Here is a 19192-nt window from a genome sequence, read left to right on the forward strand (position 1 = left end):
TGGCCTGCGCCACTGTTTTTTTACCATAGACCTAGCAGTTTCCACCACAAGCCGCCAATTCCAATCCAAATGATAATATGAATAATTGAAATTAAAAAGCCGAGCGACCACCATTTTTGCTGCGTTACATATCCACTACCGAAGAACACCGGTGCCGGTCCACTGCCGTAGTGAGTTAAACAGCCAAATAAATTGCTAAAGAACGCTAAAATTAATGCTGACAGTAACGGAGGCGCACCAGCGGCCACGATGACAGATAAAAATGCTGCGTACATAGCGCTGACGTGAGCCGTGTTACTCGCAAAAAAGTAGTGAGAATAAAAATATGCAATAGCTAGTACAATCAACGCCGTCATCCAAGACATATGACTAACAGTGCCTTTCATCAGATCACTGAACCAAGGAATCATGCCTAGATCATTTAAGAAAGTTGCCATCATAACCAAAACAGCAAACCAGACTAATGTATCCCATGCTCCCTGTTCTTTTTTGATGTCCGACCAGCTTAACACTTGCGTTAAAAGCAGCGCACATAGACCAATAAAAGCAGTTGTTGTTGCATTAATATTTAAATTAGCGCCAAAAATCCACAGCACAAGAAGAAGTAAAAATACGCCAATCATGTACCATTCTTCTTTCTTTAGCGGACCCATTTCATTTAGTTTTTTTGCTGCAATTTCAGATGCTTCCGGCGTTTCTTTTAATTCTGGCGGATACAGCTTATAAATAACGAGCGGAATAACAATTAAACTAATAATTCCAGGTACGATTGCAGCCGCTGCCCATCCAACCCATGAAATAGTCTTTCCTGTAATTTGTTCCGTCATTTTAACAGCAAGAGGATTGGCCGCCATTGCCGTTACGAACATAGCCGATGTAATCATATCTCCTTGAAACGATACTTTTGTTAAGAAAGCACCGACTCTGCGCTCCGTACCGTCTCCAGTTCTCGATCCGTATGTTTCAGATAAAGAACGAATGATTGGAAGAATAATTCCTCCAGCTCGTGCTGTATTAGACGGCATTGCAGGTGATAAAAGTAAATCACTTACGATAAGAGAATACGATAGTCCCAACGTCTTTTTACCGAACAAACGAACAAAGATATAGGCAACCCTTGTTCCTAGACCAGTCTTAATAAAACCTCTAGAAATAAAGAATGCAATAACGATCAACCAAATCGTCGTATTTTGAAAACCGCTGAGCGATTGTTCAAGTGTTAATGTATTAGTTAATACAATAATGGTTAAAGATAAAATAGCTACACTGCCTAATGGCAATGGTTTAATGATAAGACCTACGATAGTAGCCACAAAAATAGCGAATAAGTGCCAAGCCTTCACATCAAGTCCGGACGGAGGTGTAATAAACCATAAAACAAGTCCGATTGCCAGACAAATTAATAAAGGAATAAACTTCACTTCGCCGGCAGGCTTTTTAGTTGTTTCAGCCATAATCTTTCTCCTTTCATGTTTTTAAATAATAATAGTAGTATGCTCTTTCCCCTTCGTACCCAATACTTGTCCCATTTAAAATAAAATAATTGTAAAAATACGTTTCATAAGGATGATATTGTAAATTTGTGAAGTGTTGAGCATAATTCCTTTATTATTTTATCATACATATTGACAATTTTTATCTTTCACCTTCATTTTATTCCCTTCAAAATAGCTTGTAAGCGTTATTTCATCAAAATAAATAAGCTGCATGAGTTCATCATGCAGCCTTGCATTTAACGATTTACTTTTTGAATAAACACGACTTTGAGATAATCACCTGACTTAAATTCTTTTATTGTTTTAAAATCAGCTGGAAGAGAGAACTGCTCCATCATTTTGTAACGTTCCCCTTTTTCATTAAAAGCTTTTTCAATAAACGAATGAAATCTTTTCATATCAAAATTACTTGCATTCGTCGAAGCTACAATGACACCATTTGGCTTTGTAAGAGCAATGGCTTCTTTTAATAAATCTTTGTAGTCTTTTGCCGCGCTGAACGTATGCTTTTTCGATTTAGCAAAGCTCGGCGGATCTAGCACCACAAGATCGAACGTCATATTCTTCTTAACCGCATATTTAAAATACTTAAAAACATCTTCCACAATAATGTCCTGTGCTTCGTGATCAATTCCATTTACACTAAATTGCTCAATTGTTTTTGCCAAGCTGCGATTGGCCAAGTCGACACTTGTTGTTTTCGTAGCTCCTCCAAGAGCGGCCGCCACTGAAAATGCGCCTGTATACGAAAACATGTTTAAAACGGTCTTTCCTTTTGCATATTTATCTCGAATCGTTTTACGGACGTCTCGCTGATCTAAAAAGACCCCAACCATCGCTCCGTCATTTAAATAAACGGCAAAACGAATACCATTTTCTTTTACAATTAAAGGGAATTCACCTTTATTTCCTGTGACAAAATCATCTTCTTCAATATACTGCCCTTTTACGTTGAAACGTTTTTTCTGGTACAGCCCTTTAAAGTTAGGCGCAGATTTTAAAGCTTCAATAACGTATTCTTTAAATTGATAAATTCCTTCACTATACCAGCTCGTGACGTAATATCCGTCATAATAATCAATGATTAAGCCGCCAATTCCGTCACCTTCACTATTAAATACACGAAAAGCAGTTGTATCTTCAGACGCATAAAAATCGTGACGAGAGGTAATAGCTCGCTGAATTTTTCGCACAAAAAACGCCGCGTCAATTTGTTCACTTTTCTTCTTCGTCAGAATCCATCCGTAGCCTTTGTTTTGTTTTCCATAATAGCCTTTGGCTAAGAATTGATTCTTTGGAGTGACTAAGTTAATAATAACGCCTTCTTCTTGCAGTTTATGACCATCAACAAGCGCATCTTTTTCAATGAGTGGATAACCTTTATTCACTTTTTTAATAAAAGCTTCTTTGGCTATAACTTGTACTTCTTTTCTCATGTGTACACCCTATCTATTTAATTTAGTTCATTCTAGTTTTATCCATTTTACGAGAATAATCTACATTTATCTTAACATAGATAAACGGTAATGTTTCCAGTTACAAAATAGAAAAGCAGAGGATGCCTTGAAGCACCCTCTGCTTGATATGAATGAAAAATGAAATGTATGTTTTATGTTTTAAGATAAAAAATTATGAGCACTCTTGTCCAGTATATGCATCGAACTTAAGCGTCTGCTGCTTGCTTCCGCTCACTAAAGTCACCACGTATACAGTTATTGAGTTTTCTGTTATAAGCTCAATATGCTCTACTTTTCCTTCTTGATGTTTTAAAGCAAGAACTTTTACAGCGGTCTCCGTTAACGGCTGAAGCTTATCATGTTTTACATGTGTGATTTCACCCGAAACCGCATCGATTGTAATGGTGTATTCCGTATTATCTTTGATTATTTTTACTGTGAAAATCGCTGCGTTTTGATCATATTCTACCATTCTCACCTTACCTGCATATGTAGCCAATGCAAAATCTTTTGCATCTTGTCTCGTTAATAGCTTCACTTCTTGCTGAGAAGTATTAACTACTTTTCCTGTTAAAGCATCTAACGTTACCGTATATTGAGTGCTATCTTTAAGAATCACTGCGACATACTGACTAGCGGATTCTTTAAACTCTAGACTATATACGTAACCACTATATTGTTTAACAATTGTTTCTTTTATTTTTTGCTCTGATATTAGCTGCGGCTCTTTTTTATTCTCATGAATGACTTTCCCCGTTAGACCATCCACGGTTAGCGTATATTCTACTTTGCCATCTACTACAGTTAACGTATATTCATGCATTTCTTTGTTAAATGTAATAGATTGAATCGCTCCTGTATACTGCTTAGAAATGGATTCTTTCACTTGATTTTGTGTCCATAACTTCACTTCTTGCTTCTTCACTACTTTTCCAGTGCTTGCGCTTACTTCTACGATTCTTTGCTCAAGGTTATTCGTTACAATTGTAATCACATACACACTTGATTCCTGCTTAAATTCCGTAGATGTGACCGTCCCTTTACAATCTTGCAGAGCAATACCATTTGCTTGAGCTTGCGAGATACTCACATGTTCAGTTGTCTCTGCTTTCGCTGTCTGCATTTCTGCAGCGTGACTCGTTGTAATAGAGCTAAATGCAACTGCAGCTCCTAAAGCAGATGTAGACAATACTTTTACCCATTTAATCATCTTTACATTTCCTCCTCTTTCACCATTAGACTTTCCGTCTATGGCGTTTTATCTAGTACGCCGTTCATTATGCAAAAGATTTCTGAGAATAAGACGAATAGAAGCTTAAAGTTAGCTGAAGATATAAGAATAGCTACTATTTTTCAGCTTGCTTTCAGCTATTATTCAGGGCTGTTTCAGATAAAAAAGCATAATAGAAAGTAGAGGAGCAAAGGAGTTTTCACCATGATGGATCAACTAAAAGGAATTAAAGTCTTACTTATAGATGACGAACCAACTATTTTACAGTTTTTATCTTTAGGGTTAACGAATGAAGGATTTGATATCAAAGCTGCCCAAGACGGAATGGAAGGCATTAATATAGCCAAAGAATTCAAGCCTCATATCGCTATTGTAGATGTTATGCTTCCGGGAATGGATGGATTTGAAGTATGCCGCTTGTTAAAGAAAATGGGGAATATAGCTGTCATCATGCTAACAGCAAAAGATCAAGTGGACGATCGAGTAAAGGGGCTGACTATTGGAGCAGATGATTATATGGTCAAACCCTTCAGTTTTGAAGAACTTCTTGCGCGCATTCAAGCTAGAATCCGCAATCAATTTCCCAACTTATTAGACGAAGTATCCATCGGTCCATTTAAAATTGATGACCGCCGCAAAGAAATTAAATACCTTAATCACATACTTGATTTATCCCCTACTGAATATGCACTCTTAAAATTCTTAGTTATTAATCACGGTCTCGTACTAAGTAAATCCACCATTTTAGATCGAGTGTGGGGATATGATTTTGGAGGAGAAGAAAACATTGTTGAAGTATACATTCGATCACTGAGAGAAAAATTACAGGACCATAGCCGAACCGTTATTCGAACGCTTCGCGGTGTAGGGTACCGGATTGATATTTCATGAAGCACAAACGTTTCTTTCATTTGAACTCTCTTCGCCTTCAGCTTTTATCTAGAAGTTTACTCGTTATTTTGAGTTTACTGATGCTGATAGGCGTTTTTCAATACGTATTTATGAAGCAATTTATTTATACAAATAAAATTAGAAGCATCGAAGACCAAATTCACTTGATTCCCGATGATGTCTGGAAGCACGATATTGAAACAAGCCAGAACGTAAAACAATCATCAAGACCAATGGTTTATTTCCCGGGCGTTAATATTACCTTTATCAATCAAAAAAGCACCTTTTTACGGCTGGCTAAGGATCCACATCATTCTTACTTCCCTAAGCTTTCTGCATCTGCATACAAACAAGTAATGAAAAACAGCAACCAGCCGGACAACACGACGAGCCTCATAAAAAAAATGGATGGTCATCAAGAGCAAGTCATTGTTTTAAAACCCATTATCTTTGATGGAGAAATACAGGGAGTTATTCAAATTAATACTCCCACAGAATCATTAAGAGACCTCTTAATCAGACAAATGCTCATCTTTTTAATGCTTTCACTTACCGCAATGACCATTGCTTTTTTTGTTTTTTCTTCTGTTTTAAAACAGACGTTAGTCCCTTTGTTTACTACTACTAAAAAAGTAGAGCATATTAATGCCGGAAGCTTACATGACCGCTTGCCTGTTAATCAAGGACAAATCGAAATGGATCGCCTTTCTCTTTCTATTAATGAAATGCTTGAACGTCTTGAAAAAGCATTTAAAGCAGAAACAGAGGCCAAAGAACAAATGCGGCGTTTTGTTGCGGATGCTTCGCATGAACTGCGAACGCCGCTTACATCTATTCACGGCTTTTTAGAAGTTTTATTAAGAGGGGCTAGCAGTAATCCAGAACAATTAAACGACGCATTAAAAAGCATGTATGGAGAGTCCAAAAGGCTGCACAAACTTATTCAGGATCTTCTGCTTCTTGCTCAGCTTGATCAACTTCCACCGTTTCAAAAAGAATACTGTTTTGTAGATGAGTTGATTTTAGATATGAAACCTCAACTCATACTATTGGCGGGGAACAGAAAGGTTTTATTCGACTTTCCAAGCCGTTTACCATCAGACATTAACAAAGATCAATTTAAACAAGTTGTTTTAAACTTATTTTCCAACGCCGTACAGCATACAAATCCAACTACAGGAGTTATTCAAGTGATAGGAAAAATAAATGAGAAAGAACTTTCGTTAATAATACAAGATAACGGTCATGGTATTCCTCAAGAACACCTTCCTCATTTATTTGAGCGATTTTACAAAGCTGATGCTTCACGCTCTCGGGCATATGGAGGAGCGGGCTTAGGCTTGGCCATTAGCGCATCTATTATAGAGCTGCACGGGGGGAAAATACGTGTAGAGAGCAAATTGAATGCAGGAACTGCTTTTGAAATCCTATTGCCCTTGACGTAAAAAAGACGATTGCCGTGAAGCAATCGTCTTTTTTATCAAATCAGCACACTTTTCCTGTTTGAGAACTGATTTTTACAGTATGTTGTACGTTGTCTGTTCCTTTAATGACAAACGTGTACGCTTGTTCACTGAATGAAACAGATTGAACCGTTCCTTTGTGCTGTTGAAGAGCAGCTTGTTTAGCTTGTTCTTGCGTAAACTTTACCGCTTCGACTTTGATTACTTTTCCTGTTTCAGCGTTTATTTTCACATGGTGATCTTTGTTATCTTTTCCGTGAATTAAAAATGTGTATACATCATTTACATATGAACTCGATTGAATCGTTCCACTGCAATTTTTTAATGCAATTGATTGAACCTGTGCTTTTGTAAATGCAGCGCTTTGAATTTGAATCACTTTTCCACTTTGTGCATTGACTCTTACGTGGTGGTCACGGCTATCGTTTCCATGAATTAAGAACGTATACACTCCATCGTTGAAGCCTACCGACTTAACCGTTCCTCCACAGTTTTTCACCGCTACTGCTTGTGCCTCACTTTGAGAAAAAGATAGTTTTTCAACCTTTACCACTTTTCCGCTGTGTGCATTTACTTTCACATGATGGTCTTGATTATCTTTTCCGTGAATTAAAAACGTATAGGCGTTATTTTCAAAAGAAACCGATTGAACCGTTCCTCCGCAGTTCTTTAAGGCAATTGTTTTTGCTTGAGCTTGTGTATATGTGGCCGCTTCGGTATGAGCTGACGCTTTTATTGAAGTAATGTGCTGGCCGTCTGAAGCAAATGCACTTGTCATTGAACCAAGAGCGATAGCTGTTCCAATTGTGGCACCTCCCACGGCTTTTGCTACTACTGCTTTTCCTGCTAATACTTTTCCAATCATGATTATACCTCCGCGTAATTTCCAATGTATTTACAGCACAAGCTAAAGGTTTTAGCAGCGGTCATTTATCAAAATAGCGCCATTGGAGTAACGTTTTTTTCTGCTAAAATACCTTTCACTTTTGCTGTACGAGCCAAAGCGCTTCTTGTCCTCTTTAGCTATGTGTTTATTTTAAGAGCGGAACATGAATTCACTATGAAGCCCAGCTGAATGCTATCTGAACAAATTCTGAAAGATAGCTGAATAACTTCTAGTTAAACTTGTCATCTAAATGTTCAACGTTCTTAACAACAGCTCAACAAATCCAATGCTTCTCTTCATATTTCCTCAACAATCAAATGATTTAATAAATGTATGAATACGATTTGGAGGTTATCAACCATGAAAAAACGAGTATCTCTTGGACTATCTCTCACTCTCTTAGCTTCTAGCGCCGCTTCTGCTTTTGCAGCAGAGCATCATCCAGTTCAACATCCAAAACAAATCAAAAGCGTCGAGTTTCAGCCAATGAAAGCACCTACTACGATTGAGAATATGATTAAAACGTATACAGAGGCCTCTGTAAAAGTAACGTATAAAGATGGAAGTGTGGAAGAAACGCCGCTTAACTATAACCAACTCTTTCTTTCAAAAGATAAAATTGTCGATAATAAAGGAGAATTAATCGCCGCAGGTACACCAATCGATGCAAACGGGGATCCAATTATTGACCGAAGCATTCCTGATCAGCCATCACCGTATGTATCAGACGCGCCGGATTCAAACAGCTTTATTACCATTAACGGTAAGTCTTATATTATTTCACATTATGAATACGAATCTGTTAATAATGCTGGAAAAGAGATTTCCGGTCTTCCTGCTTCCATGACGCTTACACAAGTTGACCGAGATGATAAAACAGGAAAACTAACCGTCAACCATGCTAAAAAAATTGATTTTTCTAATGTAAATGGTTTGTGGACGCCGTGTAATGGCTCTACAACGGATTGGGGTACTCACCTCGGTTCAGAAGAATACGAGCCTGATGCACGCGCTTTTGAAGACCCTGCATCTAGCTCTTATAAAGACGTTACGAACTTCGCTAAGCTTTATTTCGGTGACACGTCAAAAGCAAACCCTTACTACTACGGCTGGATTCCAGAAATTTCAGTGGATGAAAGCGGCGATGCGTCTGTCGTAAAACATTACAGCACAGGCCGTTTTTCACATGAAATGATGCAGGTACTTCCAGATAATAAAACCGCTCTTTTTGGAGACGATGGGTCTAATACCATGATGTTTATGTATGTAGCAGATAAGGAAAAAGACTTCTCAGCAGGAACTCTTTATGCCGCAAAGTTTAAACAAACGAGCACAAAAAATGGAGGGAAAGGCGACCTTCAGTGGATTAAGCTTGGCCATGCAACAGACAATGAAGTGAAAACAATAATCGACAAAGGCACAAAATTCAGTGATATTTTTGAAACAGCCGACCAGCCTACAAAAGGATTTAAAGCAGTCAAAACCGCCGCAAGTAAAAAAGTTGAATATTTAAAAGTAAAGCCTGGCATGGAAAAAGCAGCTGCCTTTTTAGAATCACGCAGATACGGTGCGATTCTAGGTGCCACGTCTGAATTCAACAAGATGGAAGGACTAACGGTTAATAAAAAAGACAAAAAAGCGTATATGGCTATTTCTTACCAAAATAGTGCCATGCTAAAAGAGCCTGGTGCTGTACAAGATGATATCCAGCTTCCAAAATTAGAGTCTGGTGTGACCTACCAGCTGAACTTAGGCTCGCATCAAAAAGACCAAGCAAAAGGCAAGATTAACAGCCGCTACGTTCCTGCAAGTATGGAAGGGCTATTGATTGGACAAGACCTAGAAAAAGCAGATGCATACGGCAATACAGCGGATCCAAATAAAATTGCCAACCCTGATAACCTTACGTATTCAAATGACTTAAATACACTGTTTATCGGAGAAGACAGCTCACTGCACACAAACAACTTTGTATGGGCCTATAATGTAAAAACCAAAAAACTATCACGCATCCTTTCGGTTCCAGTGGGAGCAGAAGCAACGGGACTTCGTGCAGTAGAAAACATTAAAAACTCTCGCTACGTACTAAGCAACTATCAGCACCCGGGCGAGGACATCAGCGACAAAAATATTACCGCTGTTGATAAAGGAGAGTTAGCTAACGCGATGAAAGAAAGCATTGGCATTCAAGAAACAGGTGGTGTCGGATACATTTCTGGACTCCCTTCTAAGGACGGCGCTCCTTACAAAAAGCATTAATACGTAATGAAACCACGTCTGTTGTGAGTGACAGACGTGGTTTTTATATAGTAGAAGTTATTTATAAAACCGCTTATCGCAACCACAATTATGGTGAATACTTTATAATATCCTTAAAGAAAGTGCCTAGCCCCAAACGCGTTAGCATATTTATTGGTAAGTATCCGGTATATCCCTTCAGGCTCCCTTATGCCCCACTAATGCTAGATATAGAATTCGTTTCAATAAGTATTTCCAGCTAAACAAAATGTCTTGTTCCCTTGCACTTTTCGTTCCATACCATTAAAGTATATATTGGTTGAAGTTTATACTAGCATTCAACCTTATAAAAGAAATTACACTTTTTAATTTTGGGAAGATGTTTTCCCTAAAAGAAAGGGTTTAGATATAAGATGAAAGATAATTTTTGGCATGAGTTGCCGCGTCCGTTTTTTATTTTGGCACCGATGGAAGCTGTGACGGATGTCGTTTTTCGCCATGTTGTGACTGAAGCAGCACGACCTGACGTATTTTTTACAGAGTTTACGAATACGGAAAGCTACTGCCATCCGAAAGGAAAAGATAGCGTAAAAGGACGTTTGACGTTTACAGATGATGAACAGCCAATCGTTGCGCACATTTGGGGAGACAAGCCTGAATACTTCCGTCAAATGAGTATCGGCATGGCCGAAATGGGCTTTCGCGGCATTGATATTAATATGGGTTGTCCTGTGCAGAACGTTGCAGGAAACGGAAAAGGTTCTGGTCTGATTCGACGTCCAGATACTGCGGCTGAGATTATCCAGGCAGCCAAAGCTGGAGGGCTTCCAGTAAGCGTAAAGACTCGTCTTGGCTATACGCAAGTTGATGAGTGGTACGAATGGCTGAAGCACATTCTAGAACAGGATATCGTGAACCTTTCTATTCACCTTCGTACGAAAAAAGAAATGAGCGATGTTGACGCGCACTGGGAGTTAATTCCGGAGATTAAGAAGCTTCGTGACGAAATTGCGCCTCATACGCTACTAACAATTAACGGTGATATTCCTGACCGCCAGAAAGGTCTTGAACTTGCGGAGAAGTACGGCGTTGATGGAATTATGATTGGACGCGGAATTTTCCATAATCCGTTTGCGTTTGAAAAAGAAAAGAAAGAGCACACAAGCGAAGAGCTCTTAGAACTTCTTCGCCTGCAGTTAGACCTTCATGACAAGTATTCTGAAGAGCTAGAGCCGCGCCCTTTTAAACCGCTTCGACGCTTTTTCAAAATTTACGTTCGCGGATTCCGCGGTGCAAGTGAATTAAGAAATCTGCTCATGAGCACGGAAACGACTGATGAAGTGCGTGCATTGCTTGATGAGTTTAAAGACAGAGCTGGAGTGAAAGAAGACGAAGGTTTTTCTGTTTCTTAAATAAGAGCTCGTTTGCTTAAACTCAATTGTTCTATTTTATAGACGTTTGCTATTTATCCACATATGATAAAAGCTGAGGCAGAAGGTTTTACATTTCCTTCTGCCTCAGCTTTTGATGAAAAAATATCCACACGTTCTATTTATGATAAGGTTCATTTCGAATAATACGAAAAGCTCGGTAAATTTGTTCTACTAATACTAGGCGCATAAGCTGATGAGGAAAGGTCATTTTTGAAAAAGAAAGAGCTGCGTTTGAACGTTTCATTACTTCGCTGCTTAAGCCAAGCGATCCACCAATGACAAACGCTACTTTACTTTTTCCGTAAGTAGCTAATGAATCGATTTCTTTTGCCAGTTCCTCGGAAGATTTTTGTTTTCCGTTGATAGCTAATGCGATCACGTGAGTATCATCTGAGATTTTCGCTAAGATGCGCTCTCCTTCTTTTTGTTTCACCTGTTCCATTTCAGATTCACTTAAGTTTTCGGGCGCTTTTTCATCTGCAAGCTCAATAATTTCTACTTTTGCATAGCTTGATAAACGCTTTAAATATTCTTCAATGCCTTGTTTTAAGTATTTTTCTTTTAACTTCCCAATGGTTATAATAGAGATATTCACAGGCTATTCTCCTCTCCTTTATCCCTTATCCACAGATATTATCCACATATCCACATGCTATATCCACATTTTGTATAAGAATATTAGTTCCCTACTACATATATAGCTTCATTGTCACAATATTCGCAGCTTTTTTTGTCAGTTGAATTTTCTATTTTTTCAAAAACCGGTGCTAGCTCAATCTCATCTACCATTACATCCAGCGCTAGTTCCGTGTGTTCTAAACAGCAATATATCTTCATGTATTTATCTTCCTTTCTCTATTCTTTTCATTAAAAAACCACAGGAGTTTATCCCCTGTGGATAACTTTTCTTTTACTTCATTTGACGAGTTAATTTTACTTCTGTGGATTTCTTTTTGCCATCACGATAGAACGTTACATTCATTTTATCGCCAATTTCTTTTTCAATGTAGAGGTGTTTGCGAAGTGTCGCAATATCCCTTACTTTGCTGTGATCTAGCTCAACAATCACATCATATTCCTTCAACCCAGCTTTAGCGGCTGGCGAACCTGGCTCGACTTTTAGAACAGCGACTCCGTTTACTACATCATGCGGTAACTTAAGGGTTTCTTTTAAATGATACCCTGATACCTCACTTAATGATAGTGTACTAACTCCAAGATACGGACGTCTAACTTCACCATATCGTTCTAAGTCATTAATAATGGGCCTAGCCATGTTAATTGGTATTGCAAGACCAATGCCTTCAACTGCTTCTTGGGCAATTTTCATGGAATTAATGCCTATTAATTCACCATCAATATTAACAAGAGCACCCCCGCTATTGCCAGGGTTAATTGCGGCATCTGTTTGAATGACTTCTGATTGCCAATCAGGATTTCCATCGCCATTCAAATCTTGAGGAATGACACGGTTAACTCCTGAGACAACTCCTTGTGTAACGGATCCAGAAAATTGAAGGCCTAGCGGGTTTCCGATAGCAATCACTGGTTCACCAGCTTTAAGCTTATCAGAATTTCCGAAGGTAGCCACTTTTGTCACGTGACCTGCATCAATTTCAAGAACTGCTAAGTCCATTAAATCATCGCTGCCAAGAATTTTAGCTGATACCCTTGTACCGTTACTGAAGCTCACTTCAATTTCGTTAGCGCCTTTAATGACATGATAGTTTGTCACAATATAAGCTTTATTGCCTTGCTTTTTGTAAATAACACCTGAGCCTGTCCCGGCATCAGTTCGTTCATCATTCCAAAAGCTTTCAGAGTTCTGAATGTTTACAACTCCTACAACTGCTGCATTGGCTTCGGAAACAGCTTTTGTGACGGCCGTAGTGACGTCAAGAGATACTGACTTTTGTATCGTAGACCCTGTTTGTTCATCTCCGTTTTCATCATTCATCCATCCGTATGGCAAAATCCCGTTCCTCACCAAGGCTGGCATAAGAAGCAGTACAATAAGTGCACCTATAATAGCTCCAATCAGAGCAGAAGCGAAATATCCTCTGCGGCGTTTAGGCGGCCGACTATTCGGCTCTTGGCCTTCATCATAATGTTCCACACTATCACCGAACCCTTCATTTATCATCGTGAATGTCTGCATTCACGTACTAAATGAAGTTATTTTTCGCTTCCTTTCTAGAGACTATACATAAACAATATCAGTTGGTCTTTTTGGATCAGTATCACATAGGAGAATATTGTCCTCTACATTGATGTCTTTTTGTTGTAACACTTGTGCAACCGACATGCGGGCAATTTCCTTCATGTTATTGTCTTGACTCAAATGCGCCAAGTAAATGCGTTTGGTTTGATCTCCAATTACATCTGCCATTGCAAGCGCCGCGTCTTCATTTGATACATGTCCTACGTCGCTTAAAATTCGTCTTTTAATGCTCCAAGGGTAGCGCCCCATTCTCAGCATTTCAACATCATGATTGCTTTCAAATACGTACATATCACTATTTTTAATCGTACCTTTCATGCGGTCACTTACATAGCCGGTATCCGTAATAAGGGTCAATTTTTTAGACCCTTGATGAAAGACATAAAACATAGGCTCTGCGGCATCATGCGAAACGCCAAAAGACTCCACTTCCAATTGACCAAACGATTTCGTTTGGCCAATTTCAAAGTGAAACTTCTGTTCCGTATCAATGTTGCCGATCAAGCCGTCCATTGCGTTCCACGTTTTTTCATTTGCGAAAATAGGGAGCTTATATTTACGTGCCAGAACACCTAGTCCTTTAATATGGTCACTATGTTCGTGAGTCACTAAAATTCCTGATAAATCCGGGATATTGCGATTTACTTGTTGAAAGAGAGCTTCCATTTGTTTTCCGCTCAGCCCCGCATCAACTAGTAAGGAATGTTCTCCATCACTTACTAAAATCGCATTTCCTGTGCTCCCACTCGCTAGCACGCTGAAATGCAGGCTCATTTATCTCACTCCAAATACTTATTTATTTCCTTTTTTAATAATCTGCCCTTCAAAGGCATTTACAAAATAACTCGTATCTCCATTTACAACAATGTGCCAAGTTGGTGCTAAAACTTGAGAATTTAGTAGCGGCAGATCAAACGTATAGTACCCAAACTCTACGTTTGTTACAGAATCTTTCTTTTTCAATTCACCCTTCAAAAACAAATTTTCTAATGCTTTTAAAGGCGTTAAAACATCCTGCTCATCATCTAACGTTTTCACAGAACCTAGCATTGTTTGTTCATACGAAATAATTTCACCTTTATCATTTAAATGAGCAATGATCATGCCATTTTCATTATCAAAGATTTTATGCTTCTTATATTGTTGAAAGAATGTAACTGTTTTTTTCTCTTTGTTAACATTCCATAGCTCATAATCCTTACCTGAGATAACATACCGTTTTAGAAATTGACTTAGCTTTGCTTCGGGACTTTTTTCAGATACTGAAAAAGGTTTGTCTAGTACGCTTCGAATTGTTTTTTCCTCAAGCAGCGCTGCTTTTTGCTCTTTCAGCTTTTTTAAATCTTCATCTTTAAACAGCTTACTTTTAGCATTTAACGACGAAGCTTCCTTCACATCTACAGGTAAATGTTTATATTCAATGCCTTCACTCGTCAATTGTTCTTCCACGCTCGACTCTACAAATAGAGAGTACTGATCTTCTTGATGAGTTTTAAAAATCTGATAGCCTAAGTAAATATTAAGAATCAAGAAAGTGAAAATAAAGATGGTTTTTGTTCTATTCCAATCCATCGTTATCGCCTCCTTCGGTCGGCGGTGCAATTCGATACCATTTGCTATTATAATAATAGAACCAAGAAGGAACGAGTTTGACAGAATTAGAATTAAACTCAACCGTCTTTTCGCCGGTTTTCGGCTGCTGTGACACTTCTTCTAGCTGATAGCCTATTGAAATATCTTTTAACAGATTCGGGTCAAAGTTTTGATGTTTTTCAATTAATTGAATCACCTTTTGAGATGACTGCAGCTTTTCTACACTCGAGTCCTGTACTCTTACAAAACGATAAAGAGGACGACGGTAATTTAAAATCTCCGCATTTCCCCATCTTTGATATATTTCAGTCATTCCCTGATTGCTGTACACTGGATAGTTATCTTTATAATAACGATAGCTAATTTCTTTTGTAATGCGATTCCAGCTGTTGAACCTGTAATTAGATTCTGTCCAGCCGCCGTGGTCATTAACGAAGCTAAAGCTGCGATTTATTAAATTATAATCTTCCATTACCTCGGTCGTGGAATTTACAAGATTCACATATTCCATCACATCTGTCTTCGTATTGACATTGATCACTTTTGTACCTTCAGTGTAGACATCTCGGTTTGTAGACGTTTCTTTCCGTGCATAGTCTGGGTTGTTAAAAAGCGCTTCTTTATATTTTTCAATATCTAAATGCCTCATGCTCGTATAGTAGACTTCACTATTCATCGTAATATTATTTTCCGGAAGGAAGATATACCGATTTTTGTTTTCTTTATATACAAGGCTCGGGGCATACGTACGCTTCATTTTATCTTCTAATTCTTTGATATCATCTTTGGCCAAATTCTTGACTGTAACCGAATAAATCTTTTTTTGCTCATAATTCACAAGATACACGCTCACGAAAAAGGAAGGTGTACGCTTAATTTTAATGAGTACACGGTCAAATGTTTGATTAGGCAAAGACGTTTGAGAAAATGAAAAAAGCTGTTGAAATGTTTTCAAAGGTAGCGCGTCTGGATACAGCACTTCAATAGAATTACTTCCATGGACATAATTTAAAAATCCATCAGGAGAAATAGCATCCGAAACGTCCGTCACATTCGAAAATTTCCACTTTTTCATTTCATTTACCCATTTGTTTACATCATCTTCATCGTGAGACATGTAGTGATTATCGTTTCGATGATAGAGAACTTCTGTTGGAAGAATATGATCTTCTATTTTACTTTTTGAACTCACTTCAACTTCTTGCAAATGTTGATTTTTTGAAATGACCTTATAAGAAGGCTGATACGTCCATATATGATACGTCATAATTAAACTGGAAGCGACGAGAACAACTAAGATGGCCGTTTTGATATGTTCATATCTCATTCCCATTCGTCATCATTCTCACTTTCAATCGGAAGAGTAAAGTAAATCGTTGTTCCTTTTCCTTCCTGACTATCTGCCCAAATGCGTCCATCATGTGCTTCAATAATTTCCTTGGCAATAGCAAGCCCTAATCCTGTTCCGCCTAATTTACGCGTTCGTGCTTTATCTACACGATAGAAGCGTTCGAAAATTTTAGCTAAATTTGATTTTGGAATTCCCATACCTTGGTCTTTAATGCTCACAACAATTTCATGCGTATGCTGAGCAATTGAAAATGTAATGGTTCCGCCTTCAGGTGAATATTTTATTGCATTGGAAATAATGTTATCTAATACTTGTGTAATTTTATCTTGATCGATAGCGACATAGATTGCTTCATTTGGCAAGTCGCGCACGAACGAAATACCTTGTTCAATCGTCATTTCAAAGCGATCAATGATGTAATGATAGAACTTTACAAAATTGATTGGGTCACGACTAAATCGGTAGTCTTGACTATCTAGCTTAGATAATTGAAGCAAGTCGTTAACGAGACGAATCATTCGCTCTGTCTCCGTTTGCGTTACATTTAAAAATGTTGGAGCTAAGTCCTTATCTTGCCAAGCACCGTCTGCAAGCGCATCTAAATAACTGCGCATCGTTGTTAACGGCGTACGCAATTCATGTGAAACATTCGCTACAAATTCTCGGCGATCTTGATCAATTTTCTCCTGCTCTGTAATATCATGCAGGACAATGATAATCCCGTTAATAAAACCGGTCTCTTTTTGAATAGCAGAAATGGTAGCTCTTAAAATAAAAGGATCCGATTTTGTACTAAAGTCCAAAATTAATGACTCTTGATTAGCGAGCAAGCTTTCAAACGTATGCGTTTCTTCAAGATCTAATAGGGAAACAACTGGGTCAGACAAAACCGTTTCACGTGAAACATTTAGCATAGCTGCGGCTGGATCATTAATTAAAATTACTCTTCCTTTTCGATCCGTCGCAATAACGCCGTCCGTCATATGAGCTAATACCGAACTAAGCTTACGGCGCTCCCCTTCTGTCGTTGCCTGTGCTTCCTGAAGCTTTCTTGTTAAGTTGTTGAATGTGAGAGCTAGCTGACCAATTTCATCATATCCGTATACCTTAGCTTTTCTCGTAAAATTCCCTTTGGCCATCTCAAGTGCTTGTTTTCTCATTTCAGACATTGGACGAGTAATCGTCTGAGCTAAAAACACGCCTAAAATAGCTGTAATAAAAAGAGCGATCACCGTACCTGCTTTAAAGATCTGATTGATATTACTCATTTGATCGTAAACAGGCTCCATGGAAGCTGTTAAGTAAATAGCGCCTAAGATTTCTTCGCTAGACTGAACTTTTCCATTTTTATTAGTTGAATTTGATTGACTGGCACCTACTTTATCCTGTAAACGAATAGGCTGTATCATAACTCTGATTCGCTGTCCGCTTTGATCAACAAATACATTATCAGAGTTCGTTCCTGCTAACAACGCATTTGTAATCGCTAAATCATTAGTCTTTTTACCTATAATCTGTTGAGGATTTGAGTTCGATGTAGCAATGATTCTTCTATTTTGGTCAATGACTCTTACTTCAGAGATGTCATTCATATCATTTGAAGCTAAATTGGGTCTTGAAGCAAAATCTCGTAAAATAGTCTTTAAGTCTTCCTCAAGAGTGGGTGAATCATCATCACGATTTTTCACCATTTCTTGTCCAATGTTATACGTCAGCAAGTCTGTCCGCTCTTGAAGAGACGTTCGAAAGTTGTTAACTAATTCTTTTTCTAATTGTCGAGCAAAATAGACCCCAATAATTTGCATCGCAATTAAAATAAGCAGCACATAAATCAATACAAACTTTAAATGAATAGATTGCAGGAGCCTTACTTTCTTCATCTAAAATTACTCCTGCTCTGGGCTGCGTAAATAATAGCCTACTCCACGTCTTGTTACAATCCACATTGGATGGCTTGGATTATCTTCAATTTTTTCACGTAATCTTCGAACTGTTACATCTACCGTACGCACATCACCAAAATAGTCATAACCCCATACAGTTTGAAGCAAGTGTTCACGCGTCATGACTTGTCCAATGTGCTTCGCTAAATAATGCAGCAGCTCAAATTCACGATGAGTCAGTTCAATCGTTTCTCCGCGCTTAGACACAATATAAGCATCTGGATGAATAACAAGTGCTCCAATCGTAATTTCATTCGTTTCACTTTCTTCTGTTGGAACAGCTACCTGCTGATGTCTACGTAAATTAGCTTTTACACGTGCTAATAATTCACGCGTACTGAACGGCTTAGTTACATAATCATCTGCACCTAATTCTAGACCTAAAACCTTGTCAATTTCAGAGTCTTTTGCTGTTAACATGATAATAGGCATATCATATTTTTTGCGCACTTCTCGGCAAACTTCCATTCCATCTTTCTGAGGAAGCATAATATCTAATAAAATCATTTCAGGCTGTACTTCTTCCACTTTTTCAAGTGCTTCTACGCCATCATAAGCACAAAATACTTCGTAACCTTCTTTTTGCAAATTAAACTTTAAAATATCTGCAATCGGCTTTTCGTCATCTACGACTAAAATACGTTTATCCATGATCATCGTTCTCCTTTATTAGTTGAAGCAAAATATAAAAGATAGTATTCATACTGTTTGAATACCGTAGTTTTATTATACTTGATAACCCTTGAAACGTCACAAGTTCATCCTCTACTATACATGAAGATATATGATTTTCAACCATCTCTAAATACAAAAGTAATATATTACCATAAAAGAAATGCAAAGCAAATAACGTTTTCTTTTAAATGTAAATAAAAGAAAAAAGCATGACTTTAAATAAAGTCATGCTTTTTGATGGCTCGGGACGGAATCGAACCGCCGACACAAGGATTTTCAGTCCTTTGCTCTACCAACTGAGCTACCGAGCCAAA

The 19192-nt window shown here is 38.1% G+C and carries 16 protein-coding genes and 1 tRNA gene; 4 read left to right on the top strand and 13 right to left on the bottom strand.

From position 1 onward, the window contains the following. Positions 1-20: 20 nt before the first annotated feature. The 3 genes from CEQ83_RS25545 to CEQ83_RS25555 all read right to left on the bottom strand — a co-directional run bounded on the left by CEQ83_RS25545 (position 21) and on the right by CEQ83_RS25555 (position 4163). A complete protein-coding gene (locus CEQ83_RS25545) occupies positions 21-1454 on the bottom strand; it encodes an anion permease (protein WP_028411930.1) in 1434 nt (477 codons plus the stop codon). A gap of 278 nt (positions 1455-1732) precedes the next feature. Beyond that, positions 1733-2932: a class I SAM-dependent rRNA methyltransferase gene (locus tag CEQ83_RS25550; RefSeq protein ID WP_098112271.1), complete on the bottom strand. Its 1200-nt coding sequence runs from the start codon at positions 2930-2932 to the stop codon at positions 1733-1735. A gap of 193 nt (positions 2933-3125) precedes the next feature. Then, positions 3126-4163: a PepSY domain-containing protein gene (locus CEQ83_RS25555; RefSeq protein WP_098112272.1), complete on the bottom strand. Its 1038-nt coding sequence runs from the start codon at positions 4161-4163 to the stop codon at positions 3126-3128. Positions 4164-4391: 228 nt separating this feature from the next. Between CEQ83_RS25555 and CEQ83_RS25560 the strand changes: the two genes are divergently transcribed. Then, positions 4392-5075: a response regulator transcription factor gene (locus CEQ83_RS25560; RefSeq protein WP_028409748.1), complete on the top strand. Its 684-nt coding sequence runs from the start codon at positions 4392-4394 to the stop codon at positions 5073-5075. Further along, positions 5072-6520 carry a sensor histidine kinase gene (locus CEQ83_RS25565; RefSeq protein ID WP_028411927.1) on the top strand — a complete coding sequence of 483 codons (1449 nt, stop codon included), beginning with the start codon at positions 5072-5074 and terminating at the stop codon, positions 6518-6520. Before CEQ83_RS25560 ends, CEQ83_RS25565 begins: the two co-directional genes overlap by 4 nt. Positions 6521-6560: 40 nt before the next feature. On the opposite strand, the gene CEQ83_RS25570 is transcribed toward CEQ83_RS25565, so the two are convergent. Next, positions 6561-7403 carry a PepSY domain-containing protein gene (locus CEQ83_RS25570; protein WP_028411926.1) on the bottom strand — a complete coding sequence of 281 codons (843 nt, stop codon included), beginning with the start codon at positions 7401-7403 and terminating at the stop codon, positions 6561-6563. A 381-nt stretch (positions 7404-7784) separates the two neighbouring features. Between CEQ83_RS25570 and CEQ83_RS25575 the strand changes: the two genes are divergently transcribed. Continuing rightward, positions 7785-9683, top strand: a complete 1899-nt coding sequence (locus CEQ83_RS25575; RefSeq protein WP_155017561.1) for a PhoX family protein — start codon at positions 7785-7787, stop codon at positions 9681-9683. Between the two features lie 392 nt (positions 9684-10075). Beyond that, positions 10076-11074 (top strand): tRNA dihydrouridine synthase, encoded by a 999-nt coding sequence (locus tag CEQ83_RS25580; protein ID WP_028411924.1) that lies wholly within the window; start codon positions 10076-10078, stop codon positions 11072-11074. Between the two features lie 136 nt (positions 11075-11210). Here the strand turns inward: CEQ83_RS25580 and rlmH are convergent, their stop codons facing one another. From rlmH to CEQ83_RS25625, 9 genes are all read right to left on the bottom strand, one after another. Further along, positions 11211-11690, bottom strand: a complete 480-nt coding sequence (gene rlmH, locus CEQ83_RS25585) for a 23S rRNA (pseudouridine(1915)-N(3))-methyltransferase RlmH (RefSeq protein WP_028411923.1) — start codon at positions 11688-11690, stop codon at positions 11211-11213. A gap of 83 nt (positions 11691-11773) precedes the next feature. Next, positions 11774-11932 carry a CxxH/CxxC protein gene (locus CEQ83_RS25590; protein WP_016765983.1) on the bottom strand — a complete coding sequence of 53 codons (159 nt, stop codon included), beginning with the start codon at positions 11930-11932 and terminating at the stop codon, positions 11774-11776. 73 nt (positions 11933-12005) lie between these two features. Then, a complete protein-coding gene (locus tag CEQ83_RS25595) occupies positions 12006-13238 on the bottom strand; it encodes a S1C family serine protease (protein WP_033580481.1) in 1233 nt (410 codons plus the stop codon). A 57-nt stretch (positions 13239-13295) separates the two neighbouring features. Next, positions 13296-14090: an MBL fold metallo-hydrolase gene (locus CEQ83_RS25600; RefSeq protein WP_014457688.1), complete on the bottom strand. Its 795-nt coding sequence runs from the start codon at positions 14088-14090 to the stop codon at positions 13296-13298. A gap of 18 nt (positions 14091-14108) precedes the next feature. Continuing rightward, positions 14109-14888: a two-component system regulatory protein YycI gene (locus CEQ83_RS25605; RefSeq protein ID WP_028411921.1), complete on the bottom strand. Its 780-nt coding sequence runs from the start codon at positions 14886-14888 to the stop codon at positions 14109-14111. Further along, entirely contained in the window at positions 14875-16236 is a 1362-nt protein-coding gene (locus CEQ83_RS25610; protein ID WP_224357631.1) for a YycH family regulatory protein, read from the bottom strand. Before CEQ83_RS25610 ends, CEQ83_RS25605 begins: the two co-directional genes overlap by 14 nt. Continuing rightward, entirely contained in the window at positions 16233-18140 is a 1908-nt protein-coding gene (gene walK / locus CEQ83_RS25615; protein ID WP_014457685.1) for a cell wall metabolism sensor histidine kinase WalK, read from the bottom strand. The genes CEQ83_RS25610 and walK overlap by 4 nt, the downstream gene beginning before the upstream one ends. Positions 18141-18146: 6 nt before the next feature. Then, positions 18147-18854: a response regulator YycF gene (gene yycF / locus CEQ83_RS25620; RefSeq protein WP_013085552.1), complete on the bottom strand. Its 708-nt coding sequence runs from the start codon at positions 18852-18854 to the stop codon at positions 18147-18149. Between the two features lie 262 nt (positions 18855-19116). Further along, a tRNA-Phe gene (locus CEQ83_RS25625) sits at positions 19117-19189 on the bottom strand. Between the last annotated feature and the right edge of the window lie 3 nt (positions 19190-19192).

It is taken from the genome of Priestia megaterium (genome assembly GCF_009497655.1).
GTDB classification, from domain to species: Bacteria; Bacillota; Bacilli; order Bacillales; family Bacillaceae_H; genus Priestia; species Priestia zanthoxyli.